General features: G+C 63.4%; 10 protein-coding genes and 1 pseudogene. All 11 read left to right on the top strand.

Going from position 1 to position 13926, the window contains the following annotated elements; all coding sequences use genetic code 11:
* Positions 1-10: 10 nt before the first annotated feature.
* Positions 11-2668: a type VI secretion system ATPase TssH gene (gene tssH, locus EIY71_RS08560; protein WP_134021356.1), complete on the top strand. Its 2658-nt coding sequence runs from the start codon at positions 11-13 to the stop codon at positions 2666-2668.
* 10 nt (positions 2669-2678) lie between these two features.
* The gene (locus EIY71_RS08555) at positions 2679-4205 is read left to right on the top strand and encodes a sigma-54-dependent Fis family transcriptional regulator (RefSeq protein WP_085747929.1); all 1527 of its coding nucleotides are present in this window, start codon (positions 2679-2681) and stop codon (positions 4203-4205) included.
* Positions 4206-4298: 93 nt separating this feature from the next.
* Complete coding sequence (locus tag EIY71_RS08550; protein WP_003229566.1) at positions 4299-4439, top strand: hypothetical protein; 141 nt, start codon at positions 4299-4301, stop codon at positions 4437-4439.
* Positions 4440-4457: 18 nt separating this feature from the next.
* Positions 4458-5651, top strand: coding sequence for a type VI secretion system-associated FHA domain protein TagH (tagH, locus tag EIY71_RS08545; protein WP_085747928.1), 1194 nt, complete (start codon positions 4458-4460; stop codon positions 5649-5651).
* 5 nt (positions 5652-5656) lie between these two features.
* A complete protein-coding gene (gene tssJ / locus EIY71_RS08540; protein ID WP_011336587.1) occupies positions 5657-6157 on the top strand; it encodes a type VI secretion system lipoprotein TssJ in 501 nt (166 codons plus the stop codon).
* A 2-nt stretch (positions 6158-6159) separates the two neighbouring features.
* Positions 6160-7491 carry a type VI secretion system baseplate subunit TssK gene (gene tssK / locus EIY71_RS08535; RefSeq protein ID WP_039765155.1) on the top strand — a complete coding sequence of 444 codons (1332 nt, stop codon included), beginning with the start codon at positions 6160-6162 and terminating at the stop codon, positions 7489-7491.
* A gap of 5 nt (positions 7492-7496) precedes the next feature.
* On the top strand, positions 7497-8372 hold the full coding sequence (icmH, locus tag EIY71_RS08530) for a type IVB secretion system protein IcmH/DotU (RefSeq protein ID WP_011336585.1): 876 nt from the start codon (positions 7497-7499) through the stop codon (positions 8370-8372).
* A gap of 13 nt (positions 8373-8385) precedes the next feature.
* Positions 8386-11925, top strand: coding sequence for a type VI secretion system membrane subunit TssM (gene tssM, locus EIY71_RS08525; protein ID WP_134021353.1), 3540 nt, complete (start codon positions 8386-8388; stop codon positions 11923-11925).
* The gene (locus EIY71_RS08520) at positions 11925-12653 is read left to right on the top strand and encodes a PP2C family serine/threonine-protein phosphatase (protein ID WP_039765158.1); all 729 of its coding nucleotides are present in this window, start codon (positions 11925-11927) and stop codon (positions 12651-12653) included. Before tssM ends, EIY71_RS08520 begins: the two co-directional genes overlap by 1 nt.
* A complete protein-coding gene (locus tag EIY71_RS08515) occupies positions 12650-13651 on the top strand; it encodes a serine/threonine-protein kinase (protein WP_039765160.1) in 1002 nt (333 codons plus the stop codon). Before EIY71_RS08520 ends, EIY71_RS08515 begins: the two co-directional genes overlap by 4 nt.
* Before the next feature lie 28 nt (positions 13652-13679).
* Positions 13680-13926, top strand: a pseudogene (locus tag EIY71_RS08510) (type VI secretion system tip protein VgrG); the annotation flags it as partial.

Genomic DNA, 13926 nt, shown 5'->3' with positions numbered 1-13926 from the left:
GACGTGAGCCATGATCAACGTAGACCTGCAACAACTCATCCAGGCGCTGGACGCCGAAACCCGTCGCGATCTGGAGCGTTCGGCCGAGCGCTGCGTGGCCCGTGGCGGCAGCAAGATTCTGGTCGAAGACTTGCTGCTCGGCCTGCTGGAGCGCCCGAACGGTCTGCTCTCCCGCGCGCTGCAGGATGCCGATGTTGATGCCGGCGAGCTGAGCGCCGCCCTGCAATCGCGGGTCGAGCACAGCGCTTCGCGCAACCCGGTGTTCGCCCCGGAACTGGTGCAGTGGCTGCAGGACGCGCTGCTGGTGGCCAACCTTGAACTGGGCCAGACCTCGGTCGAAGACGCGGCGCTGATCCTCGCGCTGCTGCGCAACCCGATGCGCTACGCCGGCAGCCGCTACCAGCCGTTGCTGGCCAAACTGAACATTGATCGCCTGAAGGAATTTGCTCTGTCGCAACAGCCTCAGGCAGCGGCCAACGGCAAACCGGCCGCCCAGGGCGAATCGCTGCTCGAGCGCTTCACCCACAACCTGACCCAACAGGCCCGCGACGGCAAACTCGACCCGGTGCTGTGCCGCGATGGCGCGATCCGCCAGATGGTCGACATCCTCGCCCGTCGTCGCAAGAACAACCCGATCGTGGTCGGTGAAGCCGGTGTCGGTAAAACCGCCATCGTCGAAGGCCTGGCCTCGCGCATCGCTGCCGGTGAAGTGCCGCAAGTGCTCAAGGGCGTCGAGCTGCTGTCGCTGGACATGGGCCTGTTGCAGGCCGGTGCCAGCGTCAAAGGTGAATTCGAGCGTCGTCTGAAAGGCGTGATCGACGAAGTCAAAGCCTCGCCGAAGCCGATCATCCTGTTCATCGACGAAGCCCACACCCTGATCGGCGCGGGCGGCAATGCCGGCGGTTCCGACGCGGCCAACCTGTTGAAGCCGGCACTGGCTCGCGGCGAACTGCGCACCATCGCCGCGACCACTTGGGCCGAGTACAAGAAATACTTCGAGAAAGACCCGGCACTGGCCCGTCGTTTCCAACCGGTTCAGCTGCACGAACCGACCGTGAGCGAAGCCGTCACCATCCTGCGTGGCCTGGCGCAGGTCTACGAGAAGAGCCACGGCATCTACCTGCGCGATGACGCGGTGGTTTCTGCAGCGGAACTGTCCGCCCGTTACCTCGCCGGACGCCAACTGCCGGACAAGGCTGTCGACGTGCTCGACACCGCCTGCGCCCGTGTTCGCATCAGCCTCGCTGCCGCCCCGGAAAGCCTGGAGCGCCTGCGTGGCGAACTGGCTGAAGGTGGCCGTCAGCGTCAGGCCCTGCGCCGCGATGCCGAAGCCGGTCTGCTGATCGACCACGAAGCGCTGGAGGCACTGGAAGCGCGTCTGGACGAAGCCGAAGCGGAAATGGTCGCACTGGAAACCCTGTGGACCGAGCAGAAGCAACTGGCCGAGCGCCTGCTGGAACTGCGTCAGCAACTGGCCAAGGCCCGTGAAGCCGCTGCGGTCGAGCCGGTGGTGACCGTTGAAGAAGACGCCGAAGGCACGGTGATCGAAACCGTTGCTGCTGAAGTTGAAGAAGGCCAAAGCGTCGAAGCGCTGGAAGCGCAACTCAACGAAACCCACAGCGCCCTGACCGCCGCTCAGGTCAAGGAGCGTCTGGTCAGCTTCGAAGTCTGCCCGCGTCTGGTGGCCGAAGTGATCAGCGCCTGGACTGGCGTGCCACTGGCGCAACTGGCCCGCGAACACAACGCCAAGGTCGCCAGCTTCGCCACTGATCTGCGCACCCGTATCCGTGGTCAGGAACAAGCCGTGCACGCACTGGATCGCTCGATGCGCGCCACCGCTGCCGGCCTGAACAAGCCTGACGCACCGGTCGGCGTGTTCCTGCTGGTCGGCCCGAGCGGCGTCGGCAAGACCGAAACCGCACTGGCACTCGCCGACCTGCTGTACGGCGGCGACCGTTTCATCACCACCATCAACATGTCCGAGTTCCAGGAGAAACACACCGTTTCCCGCCTGATCGGTGCACCGCCAGGCTACGTCGGTTACGGCGAGGGCGGCATGCTCACCGAAGCCGTGCGCCAGAAGCCGTACTCGGTGGTGCTGCTCGATGAAGTCGAGAAGGCCGATCCGGACGTGCTCAATCTGTTCTACCAAATCTTCGACAAAGGCGTGGCCAACGACGGCGAAGGGCGCGAGATCGACTTCCGCAATACGTTGATCCTGATGACCTCGAACCTGGGCAGCGACAAGATCAGCGACCTCTGCGAAGACGGTGCGCGTCCGACCGCCGAAGTGCTGGAAGAAACCATTCGCCCGGTGCTCAGCAAACACTTCAAGCCAGCGCTGCTGGCGCGGATGAAAGTGGTGCCGTACTACCCGGTCGGCGGCCCGGTGCTGCGCGAGCTGATCGAGATCAAGCTCGGTCGTCTGGGCGAGCGTCTGAACCGTCGCCAGCTGGATTTCACCTGGTGCCAGAACCTCGTCGATCACCTGTCCGAGCGCTGCACCCAAAGCGAAAGCGGTGCGCGCCTGATCGACCATTTGCTCGATCAGCACGTGCTGCCGCTGGTGGCCGACCGCTTGCTCGATGCCATGGCCACCGGTGAAAGCCTGAAGCGCGTGCATGCGACGCTCGACGGTGAAGCCAGCGTGACCTGCGAGTTCGCCTGAGGTGAGTGTGATGTTCACTCAAGTGCCGCAGCCACTGCTCTATGCCGAAGCCTTGCTGGCGCAGTTCGCCAGCCTGTCGCGCGCGGCGGACGGTGCTGCGCTGCTGGGTGACTTCGTGCGCGGTCTGGCCGGGCTGAGCGGTTGCGAACTGACGCAGCTGTACTTGCTGGACGCCACGCACACGTCGCTGGGAATGAACGCCGAATGCCTCGACGGTGTGCTGCAACCGCGCAGCGCGGCGAGCCTGCCGGCGGACTACAACGGCGAGCAACTGTTGCAGTTCGCCCTGTGCCAGAACCGCGTGGTGAGCTTCGATGACCTGGGCGGCAGCCTGCACGAAACCAGCTTTCTGCCGGCATCGTCCACGCCGTGGCAGTCGCTGTTGTGCGTGCCGCTGGTCAATCAGCAGAAGGCTGTCGAAGGCCTGTTGCTGTGCGCCAGCCGTCGACATATCAACCTGCAAGGCTTCGCCGATTCTCTCGGCCAGCTCGGCTCGTTCGTGCTGGGTCAGCTGCATCTGCTGCAACGTCTGCGCCAGCCAGTGGATGCGGCCGCGCCGGTCGTGCGCAGCCTGCCGAGTGCCAGTGGCTATGGCCTGATCGGCAAGAGCGCGGCGATGCGTCAGACCTATTCGCTGATCAGCAAAGTCCTGCACAGCCCGTACACCGTGCTGTTGCGTGGCGAGACCGGCACCGGCAAGGAAGTGGTCGCGCGGGCGATCCACGATTGCGGCCCGCGCCGGTCCCAGGCGTTCATCGTGCAGAACTGCGCGGCGTTCCCGGAAAACTTGCTGGAGAGCGAGCTGTTCGGCTATCGCAAAGGCGCGTTCACCGGGGCTGATCGCGACCGCGCCGGGCTGTTCGATGCGGCTAATGGCGGCACCCTGTTGCTCGATGAAATCGGTGACATGCCGCTGTCGCTGCAAGCCAAATTGCTGCGCGTGTTGCAGGAAGGCGAGATCCGTCCGTTGGGCTCCAACGACACCCACAAGATCGACGTGCGCATCATCGCCGCGACGCACCGCGATCTGTCGGTGCTGGTCAGCGAAGGCAAATTCCGCGAAGACCTGTACTACCGTCTCGCGCAATTTCCGATCGAGTTGCCGGCCCTGCGTCAGCGCGAAGGCGACATCCTCGACCTGGCCAAACACTTCGCCGACAAGGCCTGCACCTTCCTGCAACGTGATCCGGTGCGCTGGTCGGACGCGGCGCTTGAACACCTGTCCGGCTACACCTTTCCCGGCAACGTGCGTGAACTCAAAGGCCTGGTCGAACGCGCAGTGTTGTTGTGCGAGGGCGGCGAGTTGCTGGCGGAGCATTTCTCGCTGCGCCTGGAATCGGCGCCGGTGCCGGAAGACCACTGCGGCCTCAATCTGCGCGAACGACTGGAAGCGGTCGAACGCAATCTGCTGCTCGATTGCCTGCGCAAGAACGACGGCAACCAGACGCTCGCCGCCCGTGAACTGGGCTTGCCGCGACGCACGCTGCTGTACCGGCTCGGCCGCTTGAACATCAATCTGGGAGATTTCGATGGGTAGGCAAAAGTCCGTCGGATTCACCTCGAACACCTATTTCAGCGCCGCCCGTGAGGGTCGGCGCTTTGTGCTTTGTCTACACCTGGAGACCCTCTGATGTCTGTTCGTCACTGGCACGCTGTCCTGCTGACCCTCGTCGTTCTATGCGGCCTCGGCGGTTGCAGCGGCAATTACAAATTCAACGATAACGATTACCGCCCGTTGGGTGATCCGCAGGCGGTCAATCGCGGCAAGTGACCGCAAGGAGCATCAAACATGGAATTGGTTTTCGAAATGCTGAACACCAAGCAGTTCGTGCCCACCGAGCTGTGCCAGCGGACCTTCAAACAGGCCGGTGGCGTGATCGGGCGGGGCGAGGACTGCGACTGGATCATCCCTGACCGCAAGCGTCACTTGTCCAATCACCACGCGATTGTCAGCTATCGCGAGGGCACGTTTTTCCTGACCGACACCAGCAGCAACGGTGTTCAGGACGGCGACAGCGGCGCACGCCTGCACAAGGGCGAACCGGTGCGCATCGAGCACGGCAGCACCTACGTGCTGGGCGACTTCGAGATTCGTGCGCGACTGGTGCGCGACCCGGCGACGTTCGACGGTGAAGTCGGCCAGCCACGCGCCGCCGGCACCATCATCCCGGACGACGCGTTCCTCGACCTCGACCCGCTGAAGTCGCTGGAGCAGCAAGAGCGCGTGTACTCGGAATTCGAGGAGATGCTCGCGCCGGTTACCGATCCTGAAGACTCCCGTCAGCGCGCCGACTACGCGCGCATCGACATGGAAAGCCTGATGGTGCCGGAGCTGATCGTCGAGCCCAAGCCTGAGCCTGCGCCGGCACCGAAAGCGGTCGAGCGTCAGAGCGAAACCTTCTGGGATAAATTCGGCGCGGCCCTCGGTGTCGATCTGAAAGGCCTGAGCCATGACGAGCGCGAAGCACTGGCGGTCAATGCCGCACGTCTGCTGCGCCAGAGCATCGGCGGTCTGCAACAGAGCCTGCGCACCCGTTCCGAGCTGAAGAACGAGCTGCGTCTGGCCCAGACCACCGTGCAAGGCACCAACAAGAATCCGCTGAAATTCGCCGTCGATCCGAGCGAAGCGCTGGACATCCTGTTGCAACCGCACAAGCCGGGCCATTTGCCGGCCGAGCAGGCGATCTCCCGGGCGTTCCGCGATTTGCAGGCGCATCAGGTGGCGCTGCTGACCGCCAGCCGCGCGGCGGTGCGCGGCACTCTGGAGCACTTCTCGCCGGAGCAGTTGACCCTGCGTTTCGAGCGTGACAACAAGCCGTTGCTCGCCACCGCCGGCGGCCGCTGGAGAGCGTTCAACCGCTACCACCATGCGCTGCGTCAGGACGACGACTGGAGCGAGCGCCTGCTGGCCCGCGACTTCGCCCAGGCCTACGAAGAACAGATCCGCCTGATCTCCACCCTCCACACCGACCACCAAGGATGATGCGCATGTCTCGCCGCTCGACCGCTTTTTTCAAGACGCTGACCGCGCTCACCCTGTTGGTGCTGCTCGCCGGTTGCTCGTCGCTGTCGCCGTATTCGAAAGTGACCAAGATCAACCTGAAGCTGACCGGCAGCGATCAGTTGAACCCGGACCTCAACGGTCGTCCGTCGCCGATCGTGGTGCGCCTGTTCGAACTCAAGCACCCGGTGACGTTCGAGAACGCCGATTTCTTCAGCCTCTACGAGCGCGCCAAGGAATCCCTCAACCCGGATCTGGTGGCCAGCGAAGAACTCGAACTGCGCCCGGGTGAAACCGTGGAGCTGAAACTCAGCGTGGAGGAGGGCAGCCGCTTCATCGGCATCCTCGCCGCATACCGCGACCTGCCGGAAACCAAATGGCGCCACACGTTCCCGATCACGCCGCTGGAAGTCACCGAAGCCGATCTGACCCTGGATCAGGCCGGTATCCGCAAGACCAACGAAGTGCTCGCCAAGGCGGATGACTGATCATGAATACCCATAAAGTCATCTGGCAGGAAGGCATGCTGCTGCGTCCGCAGCACTTCCAGCACAACGACCGCTACTACGATCACCAGATGAAGACCCGCACCCGGTTGCTGGGCGGCTACACCTGGGGTTTCTTGAATCTGGAGATCGACCTGCAGTTCCTCAACATGGGCAAACTGGTAATCAGTGAAGCCTCGGGGATCCTGCCGGACGGCAGCCTGTTCGAACTCGGCGGCAACACCGAACCGCTGGCGCTGGACGTGCCGCCGAACACCGGCAACACGCCGATCTACCTGGCGCTGCCATTGGTCACCGGTAACCACATCGAGGCCCGTCGCCCGGAGCAGTCCGACGTTCTTGCGCGGTACACCGCGTATGATGCCGAAGTCGCCGACTCCAACGCCGGCGATGATTCCGCCAGCCAGGTCAGCTGCGGCCGTCCGGATTTCAAGCTGTTGCTCGGCGAGCAGCAGAGCGACCAGGCCTACGTGAAGCTGAAAATCTGCGACGTGCTCGACACCACACCGGACGGCGTGATCAGCCTCGATCCGGATTTCGTGCCGACCTACATTCAGGCCCACGCCTCCAGCTACCTGCTGTCGTGCCTGAAAGAAGTGATCAGCATGCTCGGTCACCGGGGCGACACCATTGCCGAGCGCATCCGTTCGAACGGCAAGGTCGGCGGCGCGGAAATCGGCGACTTCATGATGCTGCAACTGATCAACCGCACCGAACTGCTGCTGCGCCACTACCTGGGTCTGGAGCAGGTTCACCCGGAAGAGTTGTACCGCACGCTGCTGACCATGCTCGGCGATCTGGCGACGTTCTCCAGCGACAGCAAACGCCCGCGTCTGGACAGTCGTTACTCCCACGCTGACCAGGGTGCGAGCTTCCGCAAACTGATGGAGTCGATCCGTCAGGTACTGTCGATGGTGCTGGAACAGCACGCCATCGAACTGATCCTGCAAGCGCGTCAGTACGGGATCATCGTGTCGCCGCTGCACGACCACAAACTGCTGGGCTCGGCGTCGTTCGTGCTGGCAGCCAGTGCCAACTGCGACTCCGAAGAACTGCGCAATCGCTTGCCTGCGCACCTCAAGGTCGGCCCGGTGGAGCGTATCCGCCAACTGGTCAACCTGCACCTGCCGGGGATCAAGGTCAAACCGTTGCCGGTGGCCCCGCGGCAGATCGCGTTCCACTCCAACAAAACCTATTTCATCCTCGAACTCAGTTCCGAAGACCTGGCACAACTCGAGCGCTCCGGCGGCTTCGCGTTCCACGTGTCCGGCGAATTCGCCGAGCTTGAACTGAAATTCTGGGCCATCAGGAACTGACCGACATGATCAAGGACATGGAACACAACCAGGACGACAAAACCGTCCTGCTCGACCGTCAGGGCCATGGCCCGGCGGCGAGTCCGCTGACCGACTTCGCCGCGCCGCCGCGCTTCGAACAACTGGAAGAACGGATGATCTACGCCGCGCGCCTGCGCCCGGCGGAGGCCTTCAACATCAGCCTCAATTCGCTGGTGGCCGCGTCGTCCGAACTGCTGTCGGAAGTGGTGCGCCTCAAACACAGCGAAACCCGCGAAGACCTCTACGCGCTCAACGAGCGCCTGACCGCCGGGCTCAAGCTGTTTGAAGTGCGTGCCCTGCACAACGGCGCCGAAAGCAGCCAGGTGATGGCCGCCCGTTATGTGCTCTGCACCGTGGTTGACGAAGCCGTCGTGACCACGCCGTGGGGCAACGAAAGCGAGTGGTCGCAGATGAGCCTGCTCAGCAGCTTCCACAACGAAACCTTCGGTGGCGAGAAGTTCTTCCAGCTGCTCGATCGGCTGTCGAAAAACCCGGTCAAGCACCTGCCGATGCTGGAACTGATGTACCTGTGCCTGTCCCTCGGTTTCGAGGGCAAGTACCGCGTGCAGGCGCGCGGCATGCTGGAACTCGAAGGCATCCGCGATGCCCTGTACCGCCAGATCCGTCAGTTGCGTGGCGATGTGCCGCGTGAATTGTCGCCGCAGTGGGAAGGCCTCAACGATCAGCGCCGCAACCTGGTGCGCATCGTGCCGGCGTGGATGGTGGTGCTGTTCACCTTCGTCTGCCTGGTGATGATGTATTCGGGCTTCGCCTGGGTCTTGGGCGAGCAGCGCGACACCGTTCTGCAACCTTATCAGCCGCTTGATCCGGCCGCGGCCCAGCCGCAGTCGCAGCCGTAAACAGGGACGTGTGATGAAAAAGTTTTTCAAGAAAGTCGGCGCCTTCCTGCGCCAGACCTGGGTCTGGACCCTGCTGCTGGTGCTGTTCGTGGCGCTGCTGGTGTGGTTCGTCGGCCCGTTGTTGGCAGTGGATGACTACAAGTTCTGGGAAAGCGCGACTTCGCGTCTGCTGACCATCAGCGTGCTGTTCCTGATCTGGGGCCTGACCATGGTCTTCGTCAGCTGGCGCGCCGGGATCCGCAAGAAAGCCGTCGAAGAAACCGAAGACGGCCAGGACCGTATCCGCCGCGAAGAGTTGATCGACGAAGAGCAGAAAGAGTTGAAGGAGCGTTTCAAGGACGCCCTGAAAACCCTCAAGACTTCGAGCCTGTACCGCGGCCGCAGCGAGCGCTGGCGCAATGACTTGCCGTGGTACTTGCTGATCGGCCCGCAGGCCAGCGGCAAGACCAGCCTGCTGGACTTCTCCGGGCTGGAATTCCCGATCAACAAGATCGACCGCAAGCTGACCCGCGACACCCACGGCACCCGTCATTGCGACTGGTACTTCGCCGATCACGGTGTACTGATCGACACCGCCGGCCGCTATCTGACCCAGCCGGATGCGGAAGTCGACGGCAGCGCCTGGACCACCTTGCTGGAGCTGTTGCGCAAGCGTCGTCGCGGTCGTCCGCTGAACGGCGTGCTGGTGACCATTCCGGTGGAAACCCTGACCGGCGGCAGCGAACAGGACATCGAAACCCTGGCCCGCCAAGTGCGTGCGCGTCTGCAAGACGCCTATCAGAAGCTGCACGTCGATGTGCCGGTGTATCTGGTGCTGAGCAAGGCCGACAAGCTGCTGGGCTTCGACGAGTTCTTCGACCAACTGACTCGCGAAGAAAGCGATCAGGTGCTGGGTACCAGTTTCCGCAAGGATCAGGTTGGCACCGACGTGACGGTGCTGCGCAACGAGTTCGAAGAGCTGCTGCGTCGCCTCAACAGCCAGGTGATCATGCGCATGCACTCCGAGCGCGATACCCAGCGCCGTGGCCGCATCCTCGACTTCCCGCACCAGATGGGCCAGATCGGCGAGCGTCTGTGCCTGCTGGTCGACATGGCGTTCACCGGCAACCGCTACCAGCGTGCGACGCAACTGCGTGGTTTCTACCTGACCAGCGCACCGCACCTGACTCAGGAAATGGATTCGACCACCGCCGGCATCGGCGCGAGTCTGGGCATGAGCGCCGGCGTGTTGCCGACATTGCGCAGCGGTCGTTCGCGTTTCATCCATCACTTGCTCAGCCGGGTGATTTTCCCCGAGGCCGATCTGGCCGGTCTGGACAAGCGCGAGCGCAGCCGCATCCACTGGGGGCAGCGTGCGTTGTACGTCGGCGCACTGGGTGCGCTGGTCCTGTTCGGCATGCTCTGGGCCGGTGGTTTCTCGGCCAACTACGAGCGTCTGGAAAACCTGCGCAATCTGGCGCAGAACTGGACGCAGCAACGCACGGCACTGTCGCCGCGCGATGACGCCATGGGCGCACTGAAAACTCTCGACACCAGCTACGCTGCCACCCAGGTGTTCCCGAAAAAAGGCGACGCGGCGTACCACGAACGGATGGGTCTGTATCAGGGCCAGGACGTCAATCCGGTGGTCAAGGAGGCTTACGAGCACGAGCTTGAAAAGCAACTGCTGCCGCGCGTTGCAACGATGCTTGAAGGCCAGATCCGCGCCAACATGAAGGACCGCGAAAAGCTGATCAACAGCCTGCGCGCGTACCTGATGTTGAACATGAAGGATCGTCGTGACGCGGCATGGCTCAAGGACTGGATCGCGGCGGACTGGTCGCAGCGCTACACCGGCAACACCGCGGTGCAGAACGGTCTGAACACGCACCTCGAGCGTCTGTTGCAGCAGCCGTTTATCTATCCGCTCAACGAGCAACTGGTGGCCCAGGCGCGTCAGATCCTGCGCAGCGAGTCGCTGGCGACCGTGGTTTACCGCATGCTCCGCGAGCAGGCGCGCAACCTGCCGGATTACCGTTTCAGCCAGCACCTCGGGCCGCAGGGCTCGCTGTTCATTGGCACTGAATACGTGATTCCGGGCTTCTACACCCAGACAGGCTATCAGCAGTATTTCTCGGTCCAAGGCGCATCGCTGGTGACCGACATCCTGCGTGACAACTGGGTGCTGGGCGAAGGCGCCGGCATCAGCGACATGGACTTGCGTCGCCTGATGGTCGAGCTGGAGCAACTGTACTTCCGCGACTATGCCAACTACTGGAGCGAGGCCGTTGGCCAGGTGGCGCTGCCGCCGATCAGCGATGCCGGTGAAGGCGCAGAGCAACTGGCGGGCCTGACCTCGGCCAACTCGCCGGTGCTGGCGCTGCTGACCGAAGTGCGTGAGAACACCCGCTTCCCGGCAGCTCCTGAACCGGTGGATGAAGCCGGTGACGCTGCCGATGCGCTGGCGGGGCAGAAGGGCAAACTGGGCAAGGTCGGCAAACTCGCTTCGGCGTTGACGGACAAGGCTGCGGCCATGAACGTGGCGAAGAACCTGCCGGACACCGCCAAAAAGTCGCTGCAACGTCGCTTCGAGCCGCTGCACAAGTTGCTCGACGACAACAACGGCCCGGCCGCTGACCTGACCCCGGCCTTCACCGCGCTCAACGACCTGCAACTGCAACTGGCGGGCCTCGCCCGTTCCAGCACGCCGGAGCAAGCCGCGTTCGAACTGGCCAAGACCCGCATGAGCGGCCAGCGTGATGCGCTGACCAATCTGCGCAATGCGTCGGGTCGTCTGCCGCGTCCGCTGAGCGTGTGGTTCAACGTGCTGGCCGAAGACTCGTGGCGCCTGGTGCTCAACGATGCCTACCAATACCTGAACGGCCGTTATCAGAACGAGCTGTACAGCGTGTATGGCAAAACCATCAGCAAGCGCTATCCGTTCAGCGCGTCGAGCACAAGCGACGTGGCGATCAGCGATTTCCGCGAGTTCTTCCGGGCTCAAGGCACCATCGACCGCTTCTTCGACAGCTACATGCGTCCGTTCGTCAGCGGTGATCCGGGCAACTACCGGATGCGCAGCATCGACGGTCGCAGCCTGCCGGTGTCCAAGGTCTTCCTCGACCAGATGGCGGCGGCACTGAACATTCGCCAGAGCTTCTTCTCGATCAACCCGGCCGAGCCGACCGTGCAGTTCAAGCTGGAGCCGTACACCCTCGATCCGGCCGTCAGCCGTTCCGAGTTCAAGTTCGGTGACAAGACCATGGAATACCGCCACGGTCCGATCCTGCCAATGAACTTCAAGTGGCCGACCGATGCTGAAGACGGTCGCACCAGCCTGGTCATGGACAAGATGGCCGGACGCCCGATCGGCATCGAGAAAAACTCCGGCCCGTGGTCGCTGTTCCGTCTGTTCGACCTGATGCAGACCGAGTACCTGACCGGTCGCGACGTGCTGGTGCTCAAAGCCGACGTGGGTGGCCTGCGCGCCAACTACCTGCTGACCAGCCAGCGCACGCCGAACCCGTTCGACATGGGCGTGCTGCGTACCTTCCGTATGCCGGTGCAGCTCTGATGCTGGTGGCCAGTCCCTGGCGCAGCGCGGCGCGAACCGACCCGGGCAAGGTGCGGTCGCGCAACGAAGATGCCTTCCTCGACACCCCGCAGCATGGGCTGTGGGTGGTCGCGGACGGCATGGGCGGTCATCAGGGTGGCGACATCGCCAGCCAGTTGATCGTCGCCAGCCTGGCTGAACTGCCGCAGCACGAAGACTTCGACGAACGTCTCAAAGCCATCCGCCAGTGCCTGCACTGGCTGAACCGGCGCCTGGGGCAGGAGTTGACCGTCACCGCCGGGCGTCACGACAGCATCATGGGCAGCACCGTCGTGGCGCTGCTGGTGGAAGGCAATCGCGCGGCCTGCATCTGGGCCGGCGACAGCCGTTGCTACATGTGGCGCGGGCAGCGGTTGTATCAGCTGTCGAAGGATCACTCGCTGCAACAGCAACTGATCGATGAGCAGCAGATGAGTGTCGAACAGGCGGCGGCGCACCCGGCAGCCCAGGCGTTGACCCGGGCGGTCGGCGCGGCGGAACAGTTGACCCTGGATGTGCTGGAACTCGAGGTCTATCCCGGTGATGTGTTCCTGCTGTGCAGCGATGGTTTGTATCAAGGCCTGAGCAGCGATGCCCTCGGCAACGCCCTCAGCCTGGCGGCGCCGCATGTGGCGCTGGAACGTCTGTTCGACGGCGCCCTGCGTGGCGCCGCCCGCGACAATCTGACGGCCGTGGTGATCCGCCAATGACTGAAATCGAATCCTCAGTCGATGACTTGCTGATGAGCGAGGAGCAGGCCAACAACCTGACCTATTTCGCTTTTGCAAAGCAGCACAACGCCGAACCCGCGCTGGCGCCAACCAAGGCCAGCGTCGGCGCACTGCCGGATGTTCTGGCAGGCCGCTACCACCTCGAGCGCCTGCTCGGGGCCGGCGGCATGGGAGCGGTTTACCGGGCCCGGGATCTGCTGCACGAACAGTTCGGCGATCCCGATCCTTACATTGCGCTGAAAATCCTCAGCGAAGAATTTGCCGAGTCGCCGGACGCCAGTGCCTTGCTTTACAGCGAGTTCGCCCTGACCCGACGCCTGCGCCACGACAACGTGCTGCGACCGCACACGTTCGAAGTCGACACCGATTGCCAGCGGGCCTTCATCACCATGGAACTCATGCGTGGCCTGACCCTGGACAAACTGCTCTGCGAGCGGCCGCTGGGCCTGCCGTGGAAAGAACTGCGCGACATCGCGCTGCCGCTGCTCGACGCGCTGGCCTACGCCCACCGTCGCGGGGTGCTGCACGGTGACATGAAACCGAGCAACGTCATGCTCAGCGAAGACGGCGTGCGCCTGTTTGACTTCGGTCTCGGGCAGGCCGAGGAGGGCATCCTGCCCGGCCTGCCGCACCTGAGCCGCGAGCGCTTCAACGCCTGGACTCCGGGCTACGCCGCCCCCGAACTGCTTGAGGGCCAACCGCTGTCGGCCAGCGCGGACGTGTACGGCGTGGCCTGCGTGATCTATGAACTGGCGGGCGGCAAACACCCGTTCCGCCGCTTGCCCTCGACCCAGGCCCGTGACGAACACCTGGATCGCGAACTGCAAGCCCCGGCAAATCTGCCGACACACTGCTGGCCCGCGCTGCGCACCGCGCTGGCCTTTGACGCGGCAGAGCGCAACATTTCTGCCGAACAATTGCGTGACGCCTTGGGCGCCACTTCGTCCTGGCTGCAGCGTTTGCGGCTGAGGGCGTAACGGATGACATTCGAACAGGGAGCACTTTATGTTCAACCCAGCTAACGAAACGCACTTCAGCCTGACTGTTGAAGATTACGTAGGCGACCTGCAAGTCCTGTCGTTCACCGGCACCGAAGGCATCAGCCAGCCGTTTCGTTTCGACATCGAACTGGTCAGCGAAAACCCGGATCTGGACCTGGAAAAACTCCTGCACAAACAGGCGTTCCTCGCCCTCGATCCGCAGGGCTCGGGCATCCACGGCCAGATCTACCGCGTGGCCCAGGGCGATGCCG

The organism is Pseudomonas sp. CH235, from assembly GCF_004368175.1.
Lineage (GTDB): Bacteria > Pseudomonadota > Gammaproteobacteria > Pseudomonadales > Pseudomonadaceae > Aquipseudomonas > Aquipseudomonas paraglycinae.
The sequence above is the reverse complement of the archived record's forward strand: the minus strand, read 5'-3'. Positions and strand labels throughout refer to the sequence as shown.

Coding starts and splice junctions, on each gene's coding strand:
- tssH (WP_134021356.1), top strand. CDS start 11: ATGATCAACGTAGACCTGCAACAACTCATCCAGGCGCTGGACGCCGAA.
- tagH (WP_085747928.1), top strand. CDS start 4,458: ATGGAATTGGTTTTCGAAATGCTGAACACCAAGCAGTTCGTGCCCACC.
- EIY71_RS08515 (WP_039765160.1), top strand. CDS start 12,650: ATGACTGAAATCGAATCCTCAGTCGATGACTTGCTGATGAGCGAGGAG.
- EIY71_RS08520 (WP_039765158.1), top strand. CDS start 11,925: ATGCTGGTGGCCAGTCCCTGGCGCAGCGCGGCGCGAACCGACCCGGGC.
- icmH (WP_011336585.1), top strand. CDS start 7,497: ATGATCAAGGACATGGAACACAACCAGGACGACAAAACCGTCCTGCTC.
- tssM (WP_134021353.1), top strand. CDS start 8,386: ATGAAAAAGTTTTTCAAGAAAGTCGGCGCCTTCCTGCGCCAGACCTGG.
- EIY71_RS08550 (WP_003229566.1), top strand. CDS start 4,299: ATGTCTGTTCGTCACTGGCACGCTGTCCTGCTGACCCTCGTCGTTCTA.
- EIY71_RS08555 (WP_085747929.1), top strand. CDS start 2,679: ATGTTCACTCAAGTGCCGCAGCCACTGCTCTATGCCGAAGCCTTGCTG.
- tssK (WP_039765155.1), top strand. CDS start 6,160: ATGAATACCCATAAAGTCATCTGGCAGGAAGGCATGCTGCTGCGTCCG.
- tssJ (WP_011336587.1), top strand. CDS start 5,657: ATGTCTCGCCGCTCGACCGCTTTTTTCAAGACGCTGACCGCGCTCACC.